The 22088-nt window shown below is 68.7% G+C and carries 22 protein-coding genes; 7 read left to right on the top strand and 15 right to left on the bottom strand.

The annotated features are described in order from the left end of the window. Positions 1-331: 331 nt before the first annotated feature. Together AC07WJ_RS27935 and AC07WJ_RS27930 are read left to right on the top strand one after the other, a co-directional pair. Positions 332-991 (top strand): glutathione S-transferase family protein, encoded by a 660-nt coding sequence (locus AC07WJ_RS27935; protein WP_494937970.1) that lies wholly within the window; start codon positions 332-334, stop codon positions 989-991. Positions 992-1099: 108 nt separating this feature from the next. Then, a complete protein-coding gene (locus AC07WJ_RS27930) occupies positions 1100-1351 on the top strand; it encodes a hypothetical protein (RefSeq protein ID WP_494937969.1) in 252 nt (83 codons plus the stop codon). 43 nt (positions 1352-1394) lie between these two features. Here the strand turns inward: AC07WJ_RS27930 and AC07WJ_RS27925 are convergent, their stop codons facing one another. From AC07WJ_RS27925 to AC07WJ_RS27895, 7 genes are all read right to left on the bottom strand, one after another. Next, positions 1395-2528, bottom strand: coding sequence for an acetyl-CoA C-acyltransferase (locus AC07WJ_RS27925; protein WP_494937968.1), 1134 nt, complete (start codon positions 2526-2528; stop codon positions 1395-1397). After that, complete coding sequence (locus AC07WJ_RS27920) at positions 2525-4033, bottom strand: AMP-binding protein (RefSeq protein WP_494937967.1); 1509 nt, start codon at positions 4031-4033, stop codon at positions 2525-2527. The genes AC07WJ_RS27925 and AC07WJ_RS27920 overlap by 4 nt, the downstream gene beginning before the upstream one ends. After that, entirely contained in the window at positions 4030-4584 is a 555-nt protein-coding gene (locus AC07WJ_RS27915) for a biotin transporter BioY (protein ID WP_494937966.1), read from the bottom strand. Before AC07WJ_RS27915 ends, AC07WJ_RS27920 begins: the two co-directional genes overlap by 4 nt. A 9-nt stretch (positions 4585-4593) precedes the next feature. After that, entirely contained in the window at positions 4594-5205 is a 612-nt protein-coding gene (locus AC07WJ_RS27910) for an energy-coupling factor transporter transmembrane component T family protein (protein WP_494937965.1), read from the bottom strand. Next, positions 5202-5990, bottom strand: coding sequence for an energy-coupling factor ABC transporter ATP-binding protein (locus AC07WJ_RS27905; RefSeq protein ID WP_494937964.1), 789 nt, complete (start codon positions 5988-5990; stop codon positions 5202-5204). The genes AC07WJ_RS27910 and AC07WJ_RS27905 overlap by 4 nt, the downstream gene beginning before the upstream one ends. A 194-nt stretch (positions 5991-6184) precedes the next feature. Then, on the bottom strand, positions 6185-7129 hold the full coding sequence (locus AC07WJ_RS27900) for a DNA-processing protein DprA (protein ID WP_494937963.1): 945 nt from the start codon (positions 7127-7129) through the stop codon (positions 6185-6187). Continuing rightward, the gene (locus AC07WJ_RS27895) at positions 7126-9204 is read right to left on the bottom strand and encodes a RecQ family ATP-dependent DNA helicase (RefSeq protein WP_494937962.1); all 2079 of its coding nucleotides are present in this window, start codon (positions 9202-9204) and stop codon (positions 7126-7128) included. Before AC07WJ_RS27895 ends, AC07WJ_RS27900 begins: the two co-directional genes overlap by 4 nt. Before the next feature lie 246 nt (positions 9205-9450). Here AC07WJ_RS27895 and AC07WJ_RS27890 point away from each other — a divergent pair, with 246 nt between their 5' ends. Together AC07WJ_RS27890 and AC07WJ_RS27885 are read left to right on the top strand one after the other, a co-directional pair. After that, positions 9451-10626, top strand: a complete 1176-nt coding sequence (locus AC07WJ_RS27890) for a GGDEF domain-containing protein (protein ID WP_494937961.1) — start codon at positions 9451-9453, stop codon at positions 10624-10626. A gap of 450 nt (positions 10627-11076) precedes the next feature. Further along, complete coding sequence (locus AC07WJ_RS27885) at positions 11077-11901, top strand: outer membrane protein (protein WP_494937960.1); 825 nt, start codon at positions 11077-11079, stop codon at positions 11899-11901. 30 nt (positions 11902-11931) lie between these two features. Here AC07WJ_RS27885 and AC07WJ_RS27880 read toward each other — a convergent pair whose 3' ends face one another. The 4 genes from AC07WJ_RS27880 to AC07WJ_RS27865 form a co-directional block, all read right to left on the bottom strand. Then, on the bottom strand, positions 11932-12741 hold the full coding sequence (locus tag AC07WJ_RS27880; protein WP_494937959.1) for an alpha/beta fold hydrolase: 810 nt from the start codon (positions 12739-12741) through the stop codon (positions 11932-11934). Positions 12742-12851: 110 nt separating this feature from the next. Further along, positions 12852-13634, bottom strand: a complete 783-nt coding sequence (hpaH, locus tag AC07WJ_RS27875) for a 2-oxo-hept-4-ene-1,7-dioate hydratase (protein ID WP_494937958.1) — start codon at positions 13632-13634, stop codon at positions 12852-12854. Positions 13635-13672: 38 nt separating this feature from the next. Beyond that, positions 13673-14053, bottom strand: a complete 381-nt coding sequence (locus tag AC07WJ_RS27870) for a carboxymuconolactone decarboxylase family protein (protein WP_494937957.1) — start codon at positions 14051-14053, stop codon at positions 13673-13675. 432 nt (positions 14054-14485) lie between these two features. Beyond that, a complete protein-coding gene (locus AC07WJ_RS27865; protein WP_494937956.1) occupies positions 14486-15430 on the bottom strand; it encodes a Bug family tripartite tricarboxylate transporter substrate binding protein in 945 nt (314 codons plus the stop codon). Between the two features lie 198 nt (positions 15431-15628). Here AC07WJ_RS27865 and AC07WJ_RS27860 point away from each other — a divergent pair, with 198 nt between their 5' ends. Together AC07WJ_RS27860 and AC07WJ_RS27855 are read left to right on the top strand one after the other, a co-directional pair. Then, positions 15629-16534 carry an amidohydrolase family protein gene (locus AC07WJ_RS27860; RefSeq protein WP_494937955.1) on the top strand — a complete coding sequence of 302 codons (906 nt, stop codon included), beginning with the start codon at positions 15629-15631 and terminating at the stop codon, positions 16532-16534. A gap of 4 nt (positions 16535-16538) precedes the next feature. Beyond that, complete coding sequence (locus AC07WJ_RS27855) at positions 16539-17243, top strand: GntR family transcriptional regulator (RefSeq protein WP_494937954.1); 705 nt, start codon at positions 16539-16541, stop codon at positions 17241-17243. Between the two features lie 220 nt (positions 17244-17463). Here the strand turns inward: AC07WJ_RS27855 and AC07WJ_RS27850 are convergent, their stop codons facing one another. Beyond that, positions 17464-18444 carry a quinone oxidoreductase family protein gene (locus AC07WJ_RS27850; protein WP_494937953.1) on the bottom strand — a complete coding sequence of 327 codons (981 nt, stop codon included), beginning with the start codon at positions 18442-18444 and terminating at the stop codon, positions 17464-17466. 153 nt (positions 18445-18597) lie between these two features. Here AC07WJ_RS27850 and AC07WJ_RS27845 point away from each other — a divergent pair, with 153 nt between their 5' ends. Beyond that, positions 18598-18909 (top strand): ArsR/SmtB family transcription factor, encoded by a 312-nt coding sequence (locus tag AC07WJ_RS27845; RefSeq protein ID WP_494937952.1) that lies wholly within the window; start codon positions 18598-18600, stop codon positions 18907-18909. A 155-nt stretch (positions 18910-19064) separates the two neighbouring features. On the opposite strand, the gene AC07WJ_RS27840 is transcribed toward AC07WJ_RS27845, so the two are convergent. Genes AC07WJ_RS27840 through AC07WJ_RS27830 form a run of 3 tightly spaced genes read right to left on the bottom strand, consistent with a single transcriptional unit; the run spans position 19065 to position 22068 of the window. Beyond that, entirely contained in the window at positions 19065-20057 is a 993-nt protein-coding gene (locus AC07WJ_RS27840; RefSeq protein ID WP_494937951.1) for a Bug family tripartite tricarboxylate transporter substrate binding protein, read from the bottom strand. 29 nt (positions 20058-20086) lie between these two features. Next, entirely contained in the window at positions 20087-20860 is a 774-nt protein-coding gene (locus tag AC07WJ_RS27835; RefSeq protein ID WP_494937950.1) for a LamB/YcsF family protein, read from the bottom strand. Between the two features lie 38 nt (positions 20861-20898). Beyond that, on the bottom strand, positions 20899-22068 hold the full coding sequence (locus AC07WJ_RS27830) for an amidohydrolase (protein ID WP_494937949.1): 1170 nt from the start codon (positions 22066-22068) through the stop codon (positions 20899-20901). Positions 22069-22088 lie beyond the last annotated feature (20 nt).

Here is a 22088-nt window from a genome sequence, read left to right as displayed (position 1 = left end):
CGTCCTGGCCGAGGCAATGCGTGGATGACCGGGCCAAGCCCGGTCATGACGATGAGGGCGGTGAGATCGAGGACCACGGGCGTGACGCCGCCGTCGGCGCGCCCTCGTGGCGCGATCATGCTGCGGCCGCGGCTCTCACTGCGTCTTGCCCGGGCTTGTCCCTGATATCCACCTCTTCGTCCCGGCCAAGACCATGCGTGGATGACCGGGCCGGCCACGCCATGACGACGAGGGCGAGGAGGAGGCGAGCGCTGCAGGTCACGCTTGCCAAGTCATATTTCCAAATCTATAACGCAACTGGTTGTAAAAAAAGATCAGTTAGGATGCTGCCGTGGCCCTGCAACTCTTTGCCCATCCCTTCTCGTCCTATTGCCAGAAGGTGCTGATCGCATTTTACGAGAACGACACGCCCTTCGTGTTCCGCATGCTGTCGGCCGAGGAACCGCAGGCCTATATGGAATTCGCCGAACTTTGGCCGATCAAGCGCTTCCCCCTGCTGGTCGACGACGGCCGCTCCGTCATGGAGGCGAGTGTCATCATCGAGCATCTGGCGATCCATCATCCCGGGCCGGTCAGGCTGATCCCGCAGCAGGCGGATGCCGCGCTCGAGGTCAGGATGATGGACCGGTTCTTCGACAATTACGTCATGACGCCGCAGCAGAAGATCGTGTTCAACAGCATCCGGCCGGAGGCCGACCGCGATTCCTATGGCGATGCCGAGGCGCGGACCATGCTCGACACGGCCTATGGCTGGCTGGATCAGCGAATGGCCGGGCGCGAATGGGCGGCGGGCCCGGATTTCAGCCTTGCCGACTGCGCCGCGGCGCCGGCGCTGTTCTACGCCGACTGGACCCATCCGCTGGGCGACCGCTTCCCGCATGTCCAGCGTTACCGGCAAAGACTGCTGGCACGGCCGTCCTTTGCCCGAGCGGTCGACGAAGCGCGGCCCTATCGTCCGCTGTTTCCGCTGGGAGCGCCGGACCGCGACTGAGCGGCCCGCCCGGAGGGGAGGCGGGATGTCCTGAAGGTTGATGCCGCCGGGGGCGGGTGCTACCGCTCCGGCGCGGGCGTCGGCGCACATCCTTCAATCGGGCATGCCATGAAAAAGCTTGGACTTCTCCTTGTCGCATTCGTCATTGGCTTTGGCGGCCTGATCGGGAAGCAATATTACGATTGGGTCGAGACCTCGCAGAGCCCGTTCGACGAGATCGGAATCGAGATCAACCGCTATATGCCGGCACCGATCCAGGCCTGGGGCTGCAACCGGTTGAGGGAGCGGTTCGAGGGCAAGACGCTGCCGCCCTGGGGCTGCCAGGATGCGGCCAATCCGAGGCAGTGGCGGAAAGCCTAGACGTAGCAGCCGGATACACGCCTCCGTTCGCATCCCGCGTGAGCTAGACCGCGCGCAGGAGCAAGGCGGAACCGAGGCCGCCGGCGGCCGCAATCGCCGCCATGCCGATGGCCGCGGGCGGCTCCGCCTGCAGCTCGTGCCAGAGCCGGACGGCGAGAATGGCGCCGGAGGCGCCGATCGGATGGCCGCGGGCGAGCGCGCCGCCGCCCCGGTTGACGATTTGGGGATCGAGGCCGAGCCCCCGGATGCAGGCCATGGCCTGGACGGCGAAGGCTTCCATGATTTCGGCGACGGCAATGGCGCTGGCCGGCAGGCCCGCGCGTTGCAACGCCCGCTGCGCGGCGGCGATCGGGGCAAGTCCCGGACGTTCGGGATCGCCGCCGAGCCTTGCGCCGCCGAGGATCGCGACGGGGCGGCCGGCCGATCGGCAGCGTGCCAGCGCCCGGTCCGACAGGACCAGCACGGCCGCGGCCGCATCGGCCTCGACGGCGACGGTCGCCGCCGTCACGCCATGCTGCGGACTTCCCGCCAGCAAGGGCAGGCGGGCGCAGAGGCGCGGGTCGAGCCGGCGGGTAAAGCTGTCCCGCGCCAAGCCGGCCGACGGCGCCAGCTCGCCGGAAACATGGCCGCGTGCGAGCGCCTTGCGATGGCTGTCGACGGCGAAGGCCTCCTGCGCCGCGCGGCCGATGTCCCATTCCGCCGCCAGCACGGCGGCGGCCGGGATCATGTCGGGATCGCGCTCCGGCCAGGGCGTGAAGGGCGGCCGGTCATAGGCTTGCGCGGTTTCGCCGGCCTGCTTGGGGCGGCGCAGGCGCAGCGGCGACCGGCTGAAGCTCTCGACGCCGCCGGCGATGACGATGTCGGCCTCGCCCGCGCTGATCCGGGTGGCCGCCAGCAGGATGGCGTCGAGGCCGGCGCAGCACTGGCTGTCGATGGTGACGGCCGGCACGGCGACCGGCAGTCCCGCCCGCAAGGCCGCGACCCGGGCCGGATTGCCGCCGCCATAAAGCGCATTGCCGAGGATCACCTCGTCGACATCGCCGGGCGCCAGGCCGCTCTCGGCGAGCACCGCGCCGATCGACACGGCGGCGAGTTCCATGGCCTCGACCACGGCGAAAGCCCCGCCGCGCGGCGCGACGACGCTGCGCCGGGCCGCGACGATATAGGCGGCCGTCACGGCAGCCTCGCGAAGCGGCCGGCGGCCCAGGCCTGGCCGAGCGCCTCGAAATCGGTCTTGCCGGAGCGCGTCAGCGGCCAGTCCGGCACCGCCGCGTAAAGACGCGGCACCTTGTAGAGCGGCAGCGCCTGGCGGGCGTGGGCGATCAGGTCGGTGGCGGTGACGGGCACCTCGGCGCGCAGCCGCACAAGTGCCGTCAGCCGTTCGCCGCGCCTGACATCGGGCACGCCGAGCACGGCCGCGGCTTCGACCGCGGCATGACGCTCGAGCACGCGCTCGATCTCCTCCGGATAGACGTTCTTGGCCGAGGTGACGATCTTGCGGGCGGCCCGGCCGACGAGATGAAGGAAGCCCTGCTGGTCGAGATAGCCGATGTCGCCGACCGATATCGCCTCGCCCTGGTAGAGCAGATCGGCCGCCGCGCCGCAGGCATAGTTCATGAACAGGAACGGGCTTTCGACAAAGACGAAACCGGCGCGGCCAGCCGGCATGCGCCGGCCGGCACGGTCGCGAATGGTGACGACGACGCCGGAAAAGGCGCGGCCGACCGAGGCCTCGGGGACAGCTTCCCCGGCCTTGGCGACGGTGATGAAACTCGTCTCCGAAGCACCGTAGAATTCGGCGAACCGGCTGTCCGGAAAGACGTTTGCGAGCCGTGCCTTGGCCTGTTGCGGCCATTTCGCGCCCGATGACAGGACCCAGCGGACCGATGCGAATGTCCTGTCCCTGGCGAATTCGAGCATCAGCTGCAACTGGGTCGGCACGCCGTAGAGCACGCTCGCCTGTTCGCGTTCGATCAGGCGCAGCGCGAGGTCCGGCCGGAACCGGCGGCACAGGACGACGCGGGCGCCGGCATGGAGTGCGTGGACCAGGGCATAAAGAAACAGCGAATGGGTAAGGGTTCCCGGCGCCAGGACGACGTCGCCGGGGCCGATGCCGAATTCCAGCGCATCGCCGCGAAAGCTCTCGGTCCAGGACCGGTGGTCGCGGCGATAGCCCTTGGGCAGGCCGGTCGAGCCGGAGGTGAAGCCGACATAAAAGGCGAGCGACGCGTCCGGCTCCGCGATTTGTGCGTCGCCGGCCCGATGTCCGAAGCCATGTTCGGCGGCGGCGGCGAAGGCCGGCGCGATGTCGTCGAAGCCGCCGAAGGGATCGGCGAGCACGATGGTGCGCGCGCCGGCAAGTGTCGCGTCGGCGGTGACGGTCATGGCCGGCGCAAGCTCCGCCAGAATGCCGCGGGCCATCGTTTCCGGCCAGTCGGGGTCGAGGACCTGCGCCTCCCGCCCGGCGCGTGCCGTCGCCAGGAAGAGCAGGGCCAGAGCCGGACCGGTCGGCAGATGCAGCGCGACGCCGCCGCCGGCCGGCGTCGCGGCGGCGATCGTCCCGGCCAGCTGGTGAATGGCGCGATCGAGGTCGCGCCAGGACAGGCGCTGATCCTCGAACACCAGGGCATCCTGCCCCGGTGTCGCCGCGGCGTGCCGGCCGAGCGCGGCGGTGACGCTCATCGGCCGCGCCCGAGCGCCACCGGATAGGTCCGCTGGATGGCTTCCGCGAGCAGGGCGGCGGCGATCGCCTTCAGGAGGTCGCCGGGAATGAAGGCGGTGACGGCGAGGATCGCGGGAAGAAGGTTCATGCGCGCCATGATCATCAGGCCGAGGATGCCGCAGGCATAGATGACCAGGATGCCGCCGATGACCGCGGCGGCAAGCGCTGCCGGGAAGATCGGCAGCCGCCCGAGCCGGTCCATCAGGAGGCCGGTGACGAAGGCGCCGGGCACCCAGCCGATGAGGAAGCCGACCGATGGCCCGAAGAACACGCCGAGGCCGCCGCGTCCGCCCGCCAAAAACGGCGCGCCGAGAGCGACGACGAAAATGAGCAGCACGACCGCCAGCGCTCCCTGGCGCGCGCCGAGCACGATGCCGGCCAGCATGACGCCGAGCGTCTGGGCGGTGATCGGCACGCCGCCGGCAAAGGCCAGATGGAAGCTCGGCAGCAGCCCGAGCGCGGCGATGACGGCGGCGAACAGTGAAATTCTGACGAGAGCGCGGGTTTCCATGGGACTTCCTTAAGACTGACGCCTGGCCTGGCCGTAGCCACGGGCATCGAGGGCTTCGGCGACGCGATCGGCGAGGCGCAGCGTCTCGACCAGAAACAGGGCGACGATGCGCAACGGCACCCGGCGCCTGGAGCGGGCGCGCCAGGCCTCCTCGCGCGCCCGCCAATTGGCCAGCAGGACCGGCACGAAGCGCAGCACCAGGGCAACCGCCAGCGCGAGCTTGCGCGGGTCCGCTCCCATGGGGCGCAGCAGGCGCAGCAGCGGCTCGACGGCGGCCATCAGCGCCGTCATGGTGGTGGTCATGGTGACGAGATCGGCGGTCAGCACCATGACGACGAGGCGCAGCACCGCGCTCGCACCCTGCTCCCAGCCATCGGAATAGGCCTGCAGGCCGAAAATGATCGCGAGCAGGGGCAGGAGCGGCCGGAACAGGGTGAGCCTGCGCAGGGCGTCGGCGCCGAGCGTCAGGTAGACGCCGCCGACGAGCATCAGGCAGAGGCTCAGAATACGCCAGTCCTGCACCGGCAGCAGGGCGATGCTGATGCCGGCCAGCAGGACGAGCTTGAGCCAGGCGGGCAGCCTGTGCAGCCAGGTTCGACGCGCGAAATAGCCGCCCATCATGCCGCGCCGCGCTCCAGCATGGCGCTGCCCGATGCGCGCGCATGCTCGCGGTAGAGCGGCAGCACCTGGCCGGGCGCGGCATCGGCACGAACGCGGCCCCGGTCGAGCCAGATCACCCGGTCGAAATCGGCGATGAGATCGAGATCGTGGCTGGCCATGACGATCTGCTGGGGCAGCCGGGCAAGCCTGGTCGACAGGGACAGCCGGGTCGGCAGGTCGAGGCTGGAAAAGGGTTCGTCGAGCAGCAGGATCGACGGTTGGGGGGCGATGACCGCGAGGATGCAGACGAGTTGCTTCTGTCCCTCCGACAATTCGGCGATGGCGCGCTCGGCCCAGCCGGCGCAGCCATTGGCGGCCAGCAGGTCCTCGGCGGTCCGGCGCGCCTCGGCGGCCGTGCCGCCGCGTTCGGCCAGGCCGAAAGCGACCTCCTCGCCCACCGTCGGGAAGATGATCTGGTGGTCGGGGTTCTGGAAGACGAAGCCGATCGCCTCATGCAGGGTCTTGCGGTCGCGCACGGTGTCACGGCCATTGATCGCGACGGTGCCGCCGTCGGGCGCCAGCAGGCCGTTGGCCAGCCGCAGCAAGGTGCTCTTGCCCGAGCCATTGTCGCCGATCAGGCCGATCCGCCGTTCCCGCAGATCGAGCGAGAAACCGTCGAAGATCGGGCGTTCGCCGCGGGCAAGGCTGACGCGGTCGAAGGCGATGCCGGCGTCGGGGCGGGCCGTCGGTCCGGTCGCAGGCCCTGCCTCGGCGACAGGGCGTCGCCGCGGCCTCAGGATGTCCATGAGCCTCAATCGTCACACTCGCTTCGGCGCCCGATGGGCATGGGCCCGGACCCCAGGGCCAGGCGGCGGCAATCTAGGCCAGCGCGGCCGCGACAGGAACATCGGCCGTTCAGCGCAGCAGGGCCTGGGGATAGATCGGCATCATGGCGTGCGGGACGGAGGCGCCTGCGCCCATCGAGCATCGACGGGCCGCCTCAGCGCGCAGCCGGCCCAGCCAGGAGCGCCTTCAAGGCCTCGGCGTTCGGCGGTTCCGGCCAGGGCAGGGCCCCGTTACCCAGCAATGCGTTCAGGCCGGCCGAGATCGGGCTCGTCGATCGTACGAAAACCGGGATCGCCCGCAACGCATCCCACTGCTCGGCCGTTTCGGCCGTCGGGCCGGCGGTTTCGCCGTTCAGCACCAGCACGGCATCGGCCAGGGCATGAATGAGGCTATCGCGTTGCCGGGCGTGGCCGGCATCGGAGCCGGCGTTCGGATCGTGCGCCGAGATCAGCACCAATTGGCCACCGATCAGCCGGTTGCGATGGTCGCGGTTCATGGCCGCCTTTTCCAGGCCGTCGGCGAGCAGGCCGACAGCCCGGCCGCCTTCATCGACGGTGCCGCGCAGCGCCGCCTGATCGATCGCGCCGGCACCGCCGCAAATCAGCGTCGCCCCGGCCTGCGCGGCGAGGCGGCCGACGCGCGCGGCCTCGTCGATCGTGTCCTGGCCCGCCTTGGCGGCGCCCATGACGGCAAGGCCGCCGGTATCGGTCAGGCCGATATCGCCGCAGCCATAGATCAGCGCCGGCGCATCCTGCTTCAGCCGCGCCTTCAGACGCGGCGGATAGTCGGCGTCGGCCCGGCTCCTGACCCAGATCGCGCGGGCCTGCCAGCGCTCGACCACCTGGCTCAACAGGAAGCCGCGGGCCAGCAGGCGTTGCAGCCGGGCCTGGTCGATGACGGTCCGGCAGTCGTCAAGCAGCCCGCCGGCATCCGGCGACAGGAGATCGGCCGGTTGCCGGTTTCCGGCCCGCAGATGACGGGCGAGCCGATTATACTCGGCCGGTGACAGCAGATCGGACGCGGAACCGCCGCGACCCGCGATCAAAGGGGCCGTCAAGAGCAGGATCGCCTGGGTATTGGGTGACAAGGCCCAAGTCATTGATCCTGCCCCGTTTGCGCCAGCACGACCGGCCACACCTTGCCGCTGCCGCTCTTGCGCAACAGCCAGGCGGCGACCGTCAAGGTCCAGCGGGAATCGACGGTGTCGTCGACCAGCAGCACCGGTCCGCGCGGGACCGGCGCGCCGTTCAGCGCCAGCGAGCCGTCGACATTGCGCGCCTGTTGCGGGCTGTTGGCCATAGTCCTTTGCTCCGGCCGGTCCTCGGTCTTGGCCAGGACGGCCTGAAAGGGCAGGCCGAGCGTCGAGGCCAGGCGCTCGGCGAAATCGGCGACCAGGGCCGGATGGCGCAGCGAGGGCACGGCGGTGACCCAGGTCGGGGCCTCCGCAGGGTTCCAGGTCCGGATCATCTCGGCCGTGGCGGTCACCAGCTCGTCGGCGAAATGGCCGTCACGCCGCTTGCCCTGGCGCACGAGGCCGCCCCAGCCGGCATCGCCCCAGATGCACAGGGTCTTGCCCGGCTCGGCCCGCAGGTTTTCCGGAATCTTGCCGGAGAGGCGATAGCGCGGCAGGCCACCGGTCGGCCATTGCAACCGGGGTTCGATCGGCAGGTTGGTTCGGCGCAGGAAGGCGATCGCCGCCTGGACCAGCGCGGGGTCGGGTTCAGCGGGCAAGGGCGGCAGCGCCGGCGGATTGGCGGCGGCCGGGTCGTCGTCCAGCGCCGCGATCAGGAACGCCATGTGCGCGCCGAAGGGCAGGCCGACATAGTCGCGCATCTGCTGCTGCTCGTCGCGCCGGAGCGCGGTGAGCCGCTCGGCGCGCGCCCAGAAAGCCTCGCCGAGCGAGGCGGCGGTCAACTGCCAGCGGGTTCCCTGGCGGGCGATCGGCGAGGGCGATTCCAGCGACAGCAGGGCGATCGTCTTGTCGACCCGCCCCTTGCTCAGATTGACCCGGCCGAGCAGGGCGGGAACCGACAGCCCGTCGGGCGCGGCTTCGAGCGCCTCCAGCACCTGGCCGACCTCGTCGCGGGTCGGAAATGCGCTCCGGATGAACCAATCGTTGATCTCGTCTTCCTCCTCGCCGCTGAGCAGCACGCCATAGGCGGCGTCGAGCGCGCGTCCGGCGCGGCCGACCTGCTGGTAATAAGCGACCACCGAACCCGGCATCTGATAGTGAATGACGAAGGCGAGATCCGGCTTGTCATAGCCCATGCCGAGCGCGGTGGTGGCGACCAGCGCCTTGACCTCGTTGCGTAGCAGCGCTTGTTCCAGGCCTTCCCGGCGATCGCCGGTCTCGCCCGTATAGGCGGCGACGCGGAAGCCACGGCTGTTCAGCCAGTCGGCCACCTGGCCGGCGTCGCGCACCGTCAGCGTGTAGATGATGCCATGGCCGGGCAGGTTGGCGAGCTGTTCGGCGAGCCAGGCCAGGCGCTCGGCCTGGCTGGCGAGGCGGATGGTCTGCAGCGACAGCGAGCCGCGGTTGAGATTGCCGCGCGAGACGCCGAGCTTCGGCCCCAGCACGTCGGCGAGATCCGCCATGACCCTGATATTGGCGGTCGCCGTGGTGGCGAGCAGCCTCAGGTTCGGCGGCAGGCCGCGGACGATGCGCTCGAGCAGCCGGTAATGCGGGCGGAAGTCGTGGCCCCAGTCCGAGATGCAATGGGCTTCGTCGATCACCAGGAGCGAGATCCGGGCGGCGATGCCGGCCAGGACTTCGGTGCGGAAACGCTCATTGGCGAGCCGCTCCGGCGAGATCAGGAGAATGTCGATTTCGCCGCGGGCGAGCCGCGCCTCGATATCGCTCCAGTCGTCGGGATTGTCGGAATTGATGGTGGCGGCGCTGACCCCCATGCGTTCGGCCGCCGCGATCTGGTTGCGCATCAGCGCGAGCAGCGGCGAGATCAGCAAGGCCGGGCCGTGGCCGGCCTCGCGCAACATCTTGGTGGCGATGAAATAGACGAAGCTCTTGCCCCAGCCGGTCTTCTGGACCACCAGCAGGCGCCCCTGGCCGTCGACGACGTGGCGGATGGCCGCCTCCTGGCCGTCACGGAAGACGGCATCGGCGCGGCCCGAGCCGGTGCGCAGGAGATCCAGGGCCCGTGCGGCGTCATAGGTCACGCGTGAAATTTCCCCGCTGCTCGAACTGTTTCGGCGGTCGCCGCGCGCCCGGCGTTAGCATGGTGCCTCGGATGCGGCCACCCGGCCGGCGCTTGATCGGGCTTTCGGTGTCGCGATTGATTTACCATAGGGCGGCAAGCAGCGCCCGCCTTAACCAATGGTCAGAACCAACCGGACGATTGTAACGAGCAAAGGTCGGTTGTGTGCACATCGCGATATGCGCCGGTCCTCACAGGGAACGTGCCGATGCTGTCGCTCCACCCGACGACGTTGCTGCAATCGCTTGTGGCGGTGACGCTCAGCACCGGTATTCTTCTGCTCATCTCGTCGCGGCAGAACCGTTCGGAAACCTCGCTGTTCTACTGGGGGACCGCCAATCTTCTGGGAACCGTCGGCCTGGTCCTGCTCGGACTGCGCGGCGTGGCGCCCGACCGGCTGAGCATCGACCTCGCCAATGCGACCCTGTACCTCGGCTACATGCTGAACTGGGCCGGCATGCGCCGCTTCTGCAATCGCGACATTTCCTGGCCCTGGATGATCGCGCCGTCGGTGCTGTGGCTCGTCTTGTGCCAATGGCCGGCCTTCTACGCCAGCGTCGAATGGCGCGTCGCCGTCAACTCGGCGATCATGGGGCTGATCGCGCTCGCGAGCGCCGCCACGCTGTGGAGCCTCAAGGGCGAGCGCCTGGTCTCGCGTCATCCGGCCGCCGTCTGGCTGGTGATCCACGCTGGCGTATTCCTCGCCCGCATTCCCTTCGCACTGACGACGACGATGCCGGGCGGCCATCAGCTCATGGCCTCGGCGTCGGTCACGCTGCTGCTGTTCGAAGCGCTGTTCCACGTCACCATCATTTCGTTCCTGCAGCTCTCGATGGCCAAGGATCGCGCCGAGAACCGCTATCGCACGGCGGCCGAAACCGATGTCCTGACCGGCCTGCCCAATCGCCGCGCCTTTTTCGAGCGGGCCGAGCGCGGCGTCGCGGAAGCCGTCGCGGGCGGGCGCCAGGCCGCGGTGCTGGTCATCGACATCGACCGGTTCAAGACCATCAACGATACGTTCGGCCATGCCGGCGGCGACCGCGTGCTGATCTCGGTCGCGGAGGCCATTCGTGGTCATCTGAGGCCGGCCGACACGTTCGGTAGGCTCGGCGGCGAGGAGTTCGGCTGCCTGCTCGTCGATACGTCGCAGGCTTCGGCCTTCGTCGTCGCCGAAGGACTGCGCCGCCGCATCGCCAGTCTCGACATCCGCAGCGGCGGGGCGCGGATCCGGATTTCGGCCAGCATCGGCGTGTCGGCGGCGCGCGCCCGCGCCGTGAGCCTGAGCCAGCTTCTCGACGAGGCCGATGCCGGGCTCTACGAGGCCAAGCGTGGCGGCCGCGACCGGGTCATCGCGGTCGAAGCCGGGTTTCGCCGGGCGAGCTGAGACCGCCATCGGGATGTCCGGCCGCGATGTATCGCGGCGCCTGGTACGGCGCTGCCAGATGGCGTGCACATCAGTAGCGGCCGGTAGGGGTCTGGCGCGCGTCATGAGCGTGGATCCCTGCTGAGCCGTGCAATGCCGGGGCAGGTCGTACCCCGGCATTGCACGGCGCGGCTGTCCGTATGGGCGGGTTCGCCGCCTGGGCACGGTGCTCTCCGATCTCGTCGCCACGGCCCGCCATCCGTATTTTCAAGTATACGCCCTGGCGCCCTGGCTTCTCGGATTCGGGCGGGAAGGCTCCATTCTCCTCGTAATCTTACGTATATGCGTGATTCCGGAGGGTCTGTCTTTCGAGTTCATGGGCAAGAATAGGTAGAATCTTGTTGTCCCGTGCTGGAATCGTCACAGTCGCGGTTGTTTTTCTTTGCTACAACGCGCGAGAGGAGTGGGGCCATGCTGACGAGCGTCTTGAAGAAGCTGGTGCTGGCAAGTGTCGCCTGGATCGCCGTGACATCCGGCGGCACGGCCGTCGCGGCCGATTTTCCGGTACGACCGATCGTCGTCGCGGCACCCGCGCCGAACTGGGCGGGGCTCTATCTCGGCGGCAATATCGGCTATGGCTGGGATTCCGGTTCGGTGGTGTTCCCCTTGAGGGCGGTCGATCCGCTGCTCGCCGGCTTCGTGGCCGACGCCACCGCGGCGGGAATGTTTCCCGCGTCGCTGTCACCCTCGGCGCATGGCGTGATCGGCGGTGTCCAGATCGGTTATAACTGGCTGGCCTCGCCGCGCTGGGTCATTGGCCTGGAGGCGGACCTTCAGGCCTCCGGCATCAAGGGATCGGCCAGCCAGACGATGATGCCGCTCTTTTTCGATCCGACCGCAACCGGCGTGACCAAATCGATCGGCTGGTTCGGTACGGTGCGCGGCCGGGTGGGCTTTCTGATCGATCCCCAGTGGCTGATCTATGCCACCGGCGGCTTGGCCTATGGCGAGACAAAGCTCGGTTTCAACACCATCGACGTTCCCTTTGGATGCCTGGTCGGCGGGACGATTTGCGCGAACAGCACGTCCTCGGCCGTGCGGGTCGGCTGGACCGTCGGCGCCGGCGTCGAGGCGATGCTGACGCCGAACTGGAGCTTCAAGCTCGAATATCTCTATGTCGATCTCGGCAGGCGGACAGCGGATGTGTCCGCTACGACCGCGCCGCTGATCTTCGGCACATCGGCCGGTTTCCGCGAGCAGATCGTCCGTATCGGCTTCAATTATCATTTCAATTGAGCCGGGGCGGGCAGCGGCGGATCGCCGGCGTCACGGCGCGAGCTTGCCGAGGAAGGCGCGTACCGCATCGTTGAACTGCCCGGGCCGCTGCAGCGGCGCGAAATGGCCGACGCCGGCCAATCGGATCAGCTCGGCGCCGGGGATGCTGCGCGCCAGATAGTCTGCATGTTCGGGCTTGATGAACTCGTCATGCTCGCTCTGCACGATGGCGACGGGCACGCGGATCCGCGCCAGATCGGCCGCGGAATAATGAGGCTCGGTCTTCATCATCAGTCCGACCGCTTCGGCGAAGGCCTTGAAACCGTCGGGTGTGGCCGAAAGCTGCGCATAGTCTGCGGCATGCCGGCCGAAGCAGCGCTCGAGCAGCGGGTTGGGGTGGACGATCTCCCTGGTGCCGCTCGGATCCATGTTGCAGCCGAAAAAGAATACGCCGGTGATGCGCGCGGGCGCCATCATGGCGAGGATCAAGGCAATGCAGGCACCGTCGCTCCAGCCGACGACCGCCGCCTTGGTCAAGTCCAGGGCATCCATCACGGCAAGGACGTCGGATGCCATCAGCTCATAGGTGAAGGGCCGCCCGTCGCGCGTGCTGCGGCCGTGGCCGCGGCTGTCGACGACCACGACGCGCTGGCCGGAACCGGTGAGCGCGGGGACCTGGTAGCCCCAGTTGCCGCCATGACCGAGCCCGCCATGGAGCAGGATGACCGGCGGGCCGGAGCCGAAGTCCGCGTACCAGATCCGGGCGCCGTCATGGTCGACATGGCCCTGATCGCGGGGCGGGGGCAGGGGGGCTGCGCCTTGCGCCCGGAAGTGGCTGAGATCGTCGTCCCGATGGTCCATGTCGATCGCGCCCATTATGTCGCCACGGCACTCCGCCGCCAGGAGATCTGGGGGCGGGAGGCCGGCGACGGAAGGGGCGGCGGAGAGGTGTCGCTCCCCGCCACCGCGCGTCAGACGAATTGCACGGCGACGCTGCCGAGCGGGCCGAAATCGGCATGCAAGGTGTCGCCCTTGGCGGCCCAGACCGGCCGGGTGAACGAACCCGAGAGCATGAGATGGCCGGGCTCCAGCACCGTGCCGAAGCGGCCGACCTTGTTGGCGAGCCAGGCGATCGCCATGGCGGGGTGGCCGAGCACGCCGGCGGCAATGCCGGTCTCCTCGATCTCCGCATTGCGGTAGAACACCGCGCCGACCCAGCGCAGGTCGACGGCATCGGGCCGCACCGGCCGGCCGCCCAGCACGATACCGGCGGCCGCGCCGTTATCGGCGACGGTATCGGTGATCTTGCGCGGGTTCTGCACGCGGGCGTCGATGATCTCGATCGACGGGATCACCCATTCGGTGGCGCGCAGCACGTCGACCAGGCCGATGCCCGGACCTTTCAGCGGTTCCTTCAGGACGAAGGTCAGCTCCGGCTCGACCCTGGGCACGCAATAGTCCTCGAAGCGCACCTTGGCGCCGTCGTTCAGCAGCATGCTGTCGAGCAGGTGGCCGTAGTCCGGCTCATCGATGCCGGAGGATTGCTGCATGGCCTTCGAGGTCAGGCCGATCTTGTGGCCGATCAGGCGTGCGCCATTGGCGACCTTGTGCGCGGTGACCGCGCTGGAGATCGCGTAGGAATCCTCGATGGCGAGTTCTGGATAGGTCTTCGACAGCTGGACGGCCGGCGTGCGCGTGCGCTCGGCTTCGAGCAGGATTTCCACCGCCTTCCGGCGGTCGGTTTCGGAGAGCATGATCTGATGTCCCGGGTGATCTCAGAGGGAAGGGGCGGTCAGGCCTTGTCGGGGAACAGGCCGTCGAGGATCTCGCCGGCGAGATTGAAGGCGGCGACACCGCGAAACAGCGCGGCGATGCCGGCGGCGGCATGCAGTTCTTCGAGGGTCGCCCCGGCCTTGATGGCGGCGCGGCCATGGTTGGCGGCAGCCTCCGAGGTCTGGGTCAGCAGGATCGCAAAGGACATCAGCTGCACGGTCTTCTGGTCGAGGGCGTCGGGGGTCAGCGCGGCGATGCGCCAATCCTCCAGCGCGGCGACCAGGGGCGGATCGACGCGCAGGCCGAGCTTCAGCCGCTTGGCGATCTTCGGCGGCGTGAAGCCGAGCATGGCCTCGTAGCGGCTCTCGAGCTCCTGGATGGTCGGGGTCTTGCGGGTCATGGGGTTTCCCGTCGTTTTGGGTGTCGCAGGGGACCGGCGTTCGGCGCCGGGATATGGCAATGCTGTCTTCGAATTGTCGGCAAGAGCGTGTTGGCGCGGTCGGGATCGCATCTCGGCTTGTTAGCGGGCGGTTCGCGCGGGGCGAAAAGGGCCCGGAACACCACCTCCACCTCTCCCCGGTGGGGAGAGGTCGACCTTGAGCGCAGCGAAAGGTCGGGAGAGGGGGCGAGGCGCTTGACGACCAAGCATCATGCGAAGCGCGTAAGGTTTTGTTCTGAATTGTCTATTCCCCCTCTCCCGGCGCTGGCGCGCCGACCTCTCCCCGCCGGGGAGAGGTGAAGTGGTGCCTGACGGAAGAGTGGCGCAAATCGGAGCGGTTGCGGCTGGCCAGCTCTGCAGGGATGGCCACGGGCAATTCCGCTGGCCGTTTGCTCAGTCGACCTTGACGCTGGCCGAGCGGACGATGCCCGACCATTTGGTGGTTTCGCTGCGCAGGTAGTCGCCGAAGGCCGGGCCGAACAGCGTGCCCGGCTGGGCGCCGAGCTCGGCGAACTTGGCCGCGGTTTCCGGCTCCTTCAGGATCGCGGTCACGGTGTCGACCAGCACCTTCATCACCTCCGGCGGCGTCCGGGCCGGCGCCGACAGGCCGAACCAGGCCGAGGCGTCGAAGCCGGGGACGCCGGCTTCCGCCATGGTCGGCAGATCGGGAACCAGCGGCGAGCGGGCGGCGCCGGCCACCGCCAGGGCGCGGATCTTGCCGCCGGCGACCTGCGGCCGGACCGCCGGCAGGTTGTCGAACATGAGCGGAATATGCCCGGCGATGAGGTCGCTCATGGCGGGCGCGGCGCCGCGATAGGGCACGTGGCCGATCGCGATGCCGGCGAGCGACTTCAGCAGTTCGCCGGCGAGATGATTGGTCGTGCCGTTGCCCGAGGAGCCGAACAGGAGCTTGCCCGGCTGGGCCTTGGCGAGCGCGATCAGCTCGGCGACCGTGGTGGCGCCGACCTGCGGATTGACCGCCAGGACGATCGGCACATCGGCGACCAGCGCCACCGGGGCGAGATCCTCGAGCGGCTTGAACGACAGGCCCGAATAAAGCGCGGGGTTGATGACCAGCGGTCCCGGCGCGGTGACCAGCAAGGTGTAGCCGTCGGGGTCGGAGCGGACCACCGCCTCGGTGCCGATATTGCCGCCGGCGCCCGGCCGGTTCTCGATGACCACGGGTTGTTTCCAGATCTCGGACAGGCGTTGCCCGATCAGGCGCGCGATGACGTCGTTCGAGCCGCCGGCCGGGAAGGGCACGATGATGCGCACGGCCCGCTCGGGGAAGGCGGCTTCGGCCGGCGCCGCCGCCAGGCCGACACTGACGACGGCCATCAAAGCCAAGAAAACGCGACATAGCAGGACCCGGCGCAGCATATTGCCTCCTTTGATCATCGATTATTTTGTAATCATCGATTTTTCTGTTACACGTTCGAAAGCGCGCGTCAATTCCGTCGTCAATGACGGAGCGGGTGGCCGGCGGGCTGGACCGACCGGCGCGCGGCGCGCGACAACCGTTTCATGAGCATCGACATGACCGCAGAGACAGGCCGCGATCGCCCCAATGACGGCCATGCCGGACCCGACCGGGCGACGCGGCGGCCGGCGTTTGCCATGCCGGCCGGCGCCTGCGATTGCCATGTGCATGTTTTCGGACCGCAGGCGGTATTCCCGTTCAGCCCGGAGCGCAGCTACACGCCGGAGGATTGCACCTTCGAGGATCTCGAAAACCTGCATGCGACGCTCGGCATCGACCGGGCGGTGATCGTGCATGGCGGGGCGCACGGCACCGACAACCGGGTGACGCTGGCGGCCCTCGCCCGCGAGCCGGAGCGCCTGCGCGGCGTCGCGGTGATCCCCTCCGGCCTGCCACGCAGCGCGCTGGAGGACATGCACCGCCTGGGCATGCGCGGCGCGCGCATGTCGACTGTGGTCAGCGGCGGCGCCTCGTTCGAGCACCTGGAGCGGCTGGCCGGCGAGACCTTCGATCTCGGCTGGCACCTGGTGCTGCATTTCCACCGCGCCGACGAATTGCTCGACGTCGCGCCGCGGCTGATGGCGGTGCGAAGCCCCTTCGTGCTCGACCATATGGCGCGCATCAGCGCCGCAGAGGGTGTGGCGTCGCCGGCCTTCGCCGCGCTGATGCGGCTGCTCGATGCCGGCCGCTGCTGGGTCAAGCTCGCCAGTCTCTACCGCCTGTCGGCCGAGCCCTACCCGCATCGCGACATGCTGCCGATGATCGAACGGGTGGTGGCGCATCGGCCGGACCGGCTGCTGTGGGGCAGCAACTGGCCGCATCCGATCTGCCCGGTGCCGATGCCCAATGACGGCGATCTCGTCGATCTCGTGCCGCTGTGGCTGCCGGACGAGGCGACACGCCAGCTGGTTCTGGTGGATAATCCCGCGGCGCTTTATGGATTCGGGGCCAGCCCGCGATGAGGTCATGATCGACGCCCGCCTTGCCGATAGCCGATTGATCGATGCCGGCGAAACCGGCGCCACCACCTTGTCGTCGAGCCTGGTGGCGCGGTTGCGCGCCGCCATCATGCGCGGCGACCTGATGCCGGGCACCAAGCTGGTGCTCGACCGCATGCGGGCGGCCTATGGCGTCAGCCTCAGCCCCTTGCGCGAGGCGCTGTGCCGGCTGGAGAGCGAGGGCCTGGTCGCCATCGAGGACCAGCGCGGCTATCGCGTCGCGCCTGTGTCGCTCGACAATCTCGCCGAGGTGATCCGCCTGCGCGTCGAGTTCGAAGGCCTGGCGGCCAGGGAGGCCATCCTGCATGGCGACGCCGCCTGGGAAGGCCGCATCCTGTCGACCCTGCACCAGTTGAACCGCTGCAAGCGTGGCGTGCGTACGGCCGAAGAACAGGAGCAATGGGAGATCGCCCATCGCGCCTTCCATGCCGAACTGATCGGAGCCTCGCGCATGCCGCTGCTCGGTCAGTTCTGCCAGACGCTGCACGACCAGAGCGACCGCTACCGGCGCATCTTCCTGAAAAGCCGCGAGCCGGACCGCGACGTGCCGGCCGAGCATGCGGCGATCGCCGAGGCCATGATCGCGCGCCGAGGCGAGGACGCAACCCGCCTGCTACGCGACCATATCGAGCGCACCGGCCGCAATATTCAGGCGGCGCTGCGCGCGGGATAGCGGGGGCGTTGGGCGGGTCGCTGCAAAGTGAGAGGCGGGTTGAGCCAGGTGCAAGGAAGTCGTGGATGCCCGGGACAAGCCCGGGCAAGACGATGTGTAGACTTGGCGCTCCCTTCCAAGGGCTATCCTCGTCTTGGCCGGGCTTGTCCCGGCCATCCACGACTTCAGCTTGATTGCGCGTGGAGAACGGCCCAAGGCCTGCCGCCGTGCCTCGGCACTCCTAAGGCGCGATCAGGATGGCGCCCGTGGTCGAGCGGCTTTCGGCGGCCCGATGCGCGCTGGCGATGTCGTCGAGCTTGAAGCGCGCGCCGATGTCGATCGTCACCTTGCCGGTCGAAATCGCGGCGAAGAGATCGGCGGCATTGGCGCGGAAGGTTTCGGGGTCGGCATTGTGCGGGAAGACCGAGGGGCGGGTCAGGAACAGGCAGCCCTTCTTGTTGAGCAGATCGGGTGAGATGGCGGGCGCCGGGCCGGAGGCCGCGCCATAGGAAACGACGAGGCCGAAGGGCGCCGCGCAGTCGAGCGATTTCAGCAGCGTATCCTTGCCGACCGCGTCATAGACGACGCGGGCCTTGTGGCCGCCGGTGGCGGCGAGAAAGGCCGCCGGCCAGTCCTCGCGGGAATAGTCGATGGCCATGTCGCAGCCGGCCCGGCGCGCGATTTCGCATTTGGCGGCCGAGCCGGCGGTGCCGACCACGGTCGCGCCCAGCGCCTTGGCCCAGCGGGTGAGGATCTGGCCGACGCCGCCCGCCGCCGAATGCACCAGGATGAGCTCGCCGGCCTGGACCGGATGGGTCTTGCGAATGAGATATTGCGCGGTCATGCCCTTGAACAGCAGGGCCGCGGCGGCCTCGTCGCTGACGTCGGGCGGCAGCACCACCAGCTTGTCGGCCGGCACGTTGCGCCGGTCGGCATAGGCGCCGACGCCGGCATTCATATAGGCGACGCGGTCGCCGACCTTGACCGCGGCCACCTCCGGGCCAATGGCCTCGACGGTGCCGGCCGCCTCGAAGCCGAGCCCGGTCGGCAGCGGCAGCGGATAGATGCCGCTGCGCTGATAGACGTCGATATAGTTGAAGCCGATGGCGGTCTGGCGAAGTTGGGCTTCGCCAGGGCCGGGTGCGGCGAGCTCCGACGTCCTGACCGTCATGACATCAGGTGCGCCGAAGGCGCTGATCTCAACCGCTCTTGCCTTGGTCATGGCCGCTTCCTTCGTGTCACGCGGGCCTCGCCGCCGGCGGCGATCGAGGCCATGGCCCCCGCGGGGAAATCAGGTTAGGTATGTCATCGGTCGTACCTCGATATGAGCCTGGATTGAGGTACGATGCAAGTCGTACCTTTAGCGGACCCGGACATGCCTGACCCGGAGGGGCACCCCTCAGCCGACGAAATGCAGCTCGGCACGATCTTCGCGGCCCTGGCCGACCCGCTCCGGCGGCAGATCGTGCTGCTGCTGGCGGCCGAGCCGCCAGGCGGCGAACGGCTCTGCGGATCCTTCGGCCTGCCGGTGACGAAGGCGACACGCACCCATCATTTTCGCGTGCTGCGCGAGGCGGGCCTGATCTTCCAGACCGATCTCGGCAACCGGCGCACCAACCGCCTGAGGCGGGAGGAGCTGGATGCACGGTTTCCGGGGTTGATCGATCTGGTGGTTGCGAGTGGGTGAGGGGCAAGCCCGCTTCATCAGGATCGAGTCTGCGGCGAAAGACACAACGCGATCAACCCTCTCTCTATGGGAGAGGGTTGATCGCGTTGTGCTTTTCGTTGCGGGTGACGAGTTGCGGTTTTTGTCGTCGTGCGAGGCCGATGCCGCCGCCCTCCTCAGCGGGTCAGCCGGTCGCCGAGCTCGCTCTGGTAGGCCCGGTAGCGCTCGACCTCGCGCTTGAGATAGGCGCCGGTCTCGGCCGGCGTCGCCGCCGGATAGGTTTCGATACCGGCGGCCAGCAGGCGCTGGCGAATGGCGGGATCGTTGATCGCCGCGTTGATTTCGGTGTTCAGGCGGGCGACCACCTCCGGCGGCATGCCGCGCGGCCCGATCATGATCACCCAGGAGGTCATGGTGGTGTCGGGAAGACCGAGGCGCTCGAGCAGCGGCACCTGGGCGACCGCCGGCGTCGCGCTGGGGGCGGCGAGCGCCAGCGCGCGCACGCCGCCGCCTTCGATCTGCGAGATGGCGGAAGCCAGCACGGCGACGCCGAAATCGACCTCGCCCTTGAGCAGCGCCTCCATCATCGGCGCCCCACCCCGGTAGGGAATGTGCAGGGCGGCGAGGTCGCCGGCGCGTTTCAGATAGAGCTCGGCGCCGAACTGGCTGATGCCGGCATTGCCGGAGGAGGCGTAATTGGCCTCGCTCGCCTTGGCGCGCAAATGGGCGTTGAGCGCGTCCAGCGTGGTGAAGGGGCGGCCGGTGGGCACCACCAGGACCAGCGGCGACTGGCCGACCAGCGCGATCGGCGTGAAATCGTTGAGCGAGTCGTAGCGGGCATTCTGCGGGAAGACGACGGGATTGATGGCATAGGCGCCGGGGTCGGAGAGCATGATCGAATAACCGTCGGGCGTCGCCCGCGCCGAAGCGGCGGCGGCGACCGATCCGCCGGCGCCCGGCCGGTTCTCGATGATGACCGGCTTGCCCAGCGTCTGGCTCAGGCGCTCGGCCAGGATGCGCGCGGCGACATCGCTGGTGCCGCCGGCGGCAAAGCCGACCATGATGCTGATCGGCCGCTCCGGATAGGCGGCAAGCGCAGCCGTCGCCGTGACGGCAAGGATCGCCGCGGCGCGGGCACAGACGGATATTACGGCATTGATCATGGTCATGGGTCAGCCCCGGGCCTTGGAAGCGATGGTCAATTCAGCATTTCGGGAATGGTGACGATCCGGCAGCCGGCCTGTTCCAGGCCCTGGCGGACGTGGCGGGCGAGCGCCACCGCGGTCGGCTCGTCGCCATGGACGCAGAGCGTCTCGGCGGCGACCGCGACCTGGCTGCCCTGGCGGGAGACGACGAAACCCTTGGTCACCATGTTCACGCATTGGGTCAGCGCCACCTGGGGATCCTTGTAGACGGAGCCGGCGATGGAACGCGGCGTCAGATTGCCATCGCTTTCGTACTGGCGATCGGCGAAGCCTTCACGGGCAAGCTTCAGGCCAAGCCGGCGTGCCGCCTTCTCCATCTCGGAGCCGGTCAGCGCGACATAGATCATGTCGGCATCGACCGTCTGGATCGCCCGGCCGATGGCCATGGCATAGTCCTCGCGCACCGCCGCCATGTTGTTGAGCGCGCCATGGGGCTTGAGGTGGGTCACCGGCAGTCCGGCATAACGCGCCATCGCCTGCAGGGCGCCGATCTGATAGGCGACCATCAGTTCGAGATCCCGGGGGTTCATGTCGATCTGGCGGCGGCCGAACCCCCAGAGATCGTTGAAACCGGGGTGCACGCCAATGCTGACGCCTTCCGTCTTGGCGATGTTGACCAGCCGATGCATGGTGGTGGCATCGCCGGCGTGAAAGCCGCAGGCGACATTGGCCGACTTGATAACCGTCATCAGGTCGGCGTCGTTGCCGATATCATAGGCACCGAAGCCCTCGGCGATGTCGGCGTTCAGGTTGATTTTCGTGCTCATGGGGCGGGCCTCTCCGGCGTTCGTCGTGTGTCGTTCAGCTATCGCGGGTCTGGACCCAGACGCCGCCGCGCGATCGCGGCGTGGAACCTTGCGCCGTGGATGAGCCCGTCGTCGTTGAAATCGTAGGACGGATTGTGCAGCGGCGCGGAGCCTGCGCCATTGCCGACGAGGACGAAGCAGCCCGGAACATGGTCGAGGAAACGGGCGAAATCCTCCGAGCCGGTCATCGGCTCGCGGGCGGTGGCGACGTGGTCGGGCGCGAAGACGGTCCGGGCCGCGGCGAAGGCCTCGTCGACCAGGGTGGCATCGTTGACCAGCGGCACGAACTCGCGCGTATAGGTCACCTCGGCCGCGACATTGTGAGCAAGCGCCGTGCCTTCCGCGATGATGCGCATCTGCTTTTCGATCTCGGCGCTGACTTCGGGGCGGAAGCTGCGGGCATCGCCCAGGATGCGCGCCAGCCCGGGCAGGGCGTTGCGGGTGCCGTCGGTGATCAGCTCGGTCACCGAGACGACGCCGATATCGGCCGGGCTGAGCCGCCGCGAGACGATGGTCTGCAGGTTGGTGACCAGAGCACAGGCCGCGACCAGCACTTCATTGCCCGCATGCGGGCGGGCGGCATGGCCGCCGACGCCGGTCAGGACGATCTCGAAATTGTCCTCCGCCGACATGATCGGCCCGCTGCGGGTCTCGAACCGGCCGACCGCCAGGCCAGGCATGTTGTGCAGGCCGTAGATCTCGTCGAAGGGAAACCGTTCCATCAGGCCGTCGGCCAGCATGGCGAGCGCGCCCTTGCCCCATTCCTCGGCCGGCTGGAAGACGAAGTGCACGGTGCCGTCGAAACCGCCTTCGGCGGCGAGCAGGCGGGCGGCGCCGAGCAGCATGGCGGTGTGGCCGTCATGGCCGCAGGCGTGCATGAGGCCGGGCGTCCCGGAGCGGTAGGCCAGGGCTCCCTGTTCGGTGATGCGCAGGGCATCCATGTCGGCGCGCAGCGCGATCGCCCGGTTGCCGCTGCCGCGTTTCAGCGTGCCGACGACGCCGGTGCCGCCAATGCCCTCGGCCACGTCGTCGAGGCCGAACTCACGCAGCCTGGCGGCGACGAAGGCGGCGGTGCGCTTCTCCTCGAAGCCGAATTCCGGATGGGCGTGCAGCTCGCGCCGCCAGGCGGTCATGTCGCGGTGAAGCGCCGTCAGGTCGAGCTCAGCCATGGCATCCTCCAAACCGTCCG

This window comes from Phreatobacter sp. GW821-FHT04C01 (assembly GCF_059420385.1).
Note: the sequence above shows the minus strand (reverse complement) of the source record. Positions and strands in the feature narration are given on the sequence as shown.

Bases quoted from the DNA above. Each gene is read 5' to 3' on its own strand.
- AC07WJ_RS27930 (WP_494937969.1), top strand. From the start codon at position 1,100: ATGAAAAAGCTTGGACTTCTCCTTGTCGCATTCGTCATTGGCTTTGGC.
- AC07WJ_RS27920 (WP_494937967.1), bottom strand. From the start codon at position 4,033: ATGAGCGTCACCGCCGCGCTCGGCCGGCACGCCGCGGCGACACCGGGG.
- AC07WJ_RS27915 (WP_494937966.1), bottom strand. From the start codon at position 4,584: ATGGAAACCCGCGCTCTCGTCAGAATTTCACTGTTCGCCGCCGTCATC.
- AC07WJ_RS27910 (WP_494937965.1), bottom strand. From the start codon at position 5,205: ATGATGGGCGGCTATTTCGCGCGTCGAACCTGGCTGCACAGGCTGCCC.
- AC07WJ_RS27905 (WP_494937964.1), bottom strand. From the start codon at position 5,990: ATGGACATCCTGAGGCCGCGGCGACGCCCTGTCGCCGAGGCAGGGCCT.
- AC07WJ_RS27900 (WP_494937963.1), bottom strand. From the start codon at position 7,129: ATGACTTGGGCCTTGTCACCCAATACCCAGGCGATCCTGCTCTTGACG.
- AC07WJ_RS27890 (WP_494937961.1), top strand. From the start codon at position 9,451: ATGCTGTCGCTCCACCCGACGACGTTGCTGCAATCGCTTGTGGCGGTG.
- AC07WJ_RS27885 (WP_494937960.1), top strand. From the start codon at position 11,077: ATGCTGACGAGCGTCTTGAAGAAGCTGGTGCTGGCAAGTGTCGCCTGG.
- AC07WJ_RS27880 (WP_494937959.1), bottom strand. From the start codon at position 12,741: ATGGACCATCGGGACGACGATCTCAGCCACTTCCGGGCGCAAGGCGCA.
- hpaH (WP_494937958.1), bottom strand. From the start codon at position 13,634: ATGCTCTCCGAAACCGACCGCCGGAAGGCGGTGGAAATCCTGCTCGAA.
- AC07WJ_RS27870 (WP_494937957.1), bottom strand. From the start codon at position 14,053: ATGACCCGCAAGACCCCGACCATCCAGGAGCTCGAGAGCCGCTACGAG.
- AC07WJ_RS27865 (WP_494937956.1), bottom strand. From the start codon at position 15,430: ATGGCCGTCGTCAGTGTCGGCCTGGCGGCGGCGCCGGCCGAAGCCGCC.
- AC07WJ_RS27860 (WP_494937955.1), top strand. From the start codon at position 15,629: ATGACCGCAGAGACAGGCCGCGATCGCCCCAATGACGGCCATGCCGGA.
- AC07WJ_RS27855 (WP_494937954.1), top strand. From the start codon at position 16,539: ATGATCGACGCCCGCCTTGCCGATAGCCGATTGATCGATGCCGGCGAA.
- AC07WJ_RS27850 (WP_494937953.1), bottom strand. From the start codon at position 18,444: ATGACCAAGGCAAGAGCGGTTGAGATCAGCGCCTTCGGCGCACCTGAT.
- AC07WJ_RS27845 (WP_494937952.1), top strand. From the start codon at position 18,598: ATGCCTGACCCGGAGGGGCACCCCTCAGCCGACGAAATGCAGCTCGGC.
- AC07WJ_RS27840 (WP_494937951.1), bottom strand. From the start codon at position 20,057: ATGACCATGATCAATGCCGTAATATCCGTCTGTGCCCGCGCCGCGGCG.
- AC07WJ_RS27835 (WP_494937950.1), bottom strand. From the start codon at position 20,860: ATGAGCACGAAAATCAACCTGAACGCCGACATCGCCGAGGGCTTCGGT.
- AC07WJ_RS27830 (WP_494937949.1), bottom strand. From the start codon at position 22,068: ATGGCTGAGCTCGACCTGACGGCGCTTCACCGCGACATGACCGCCTGG.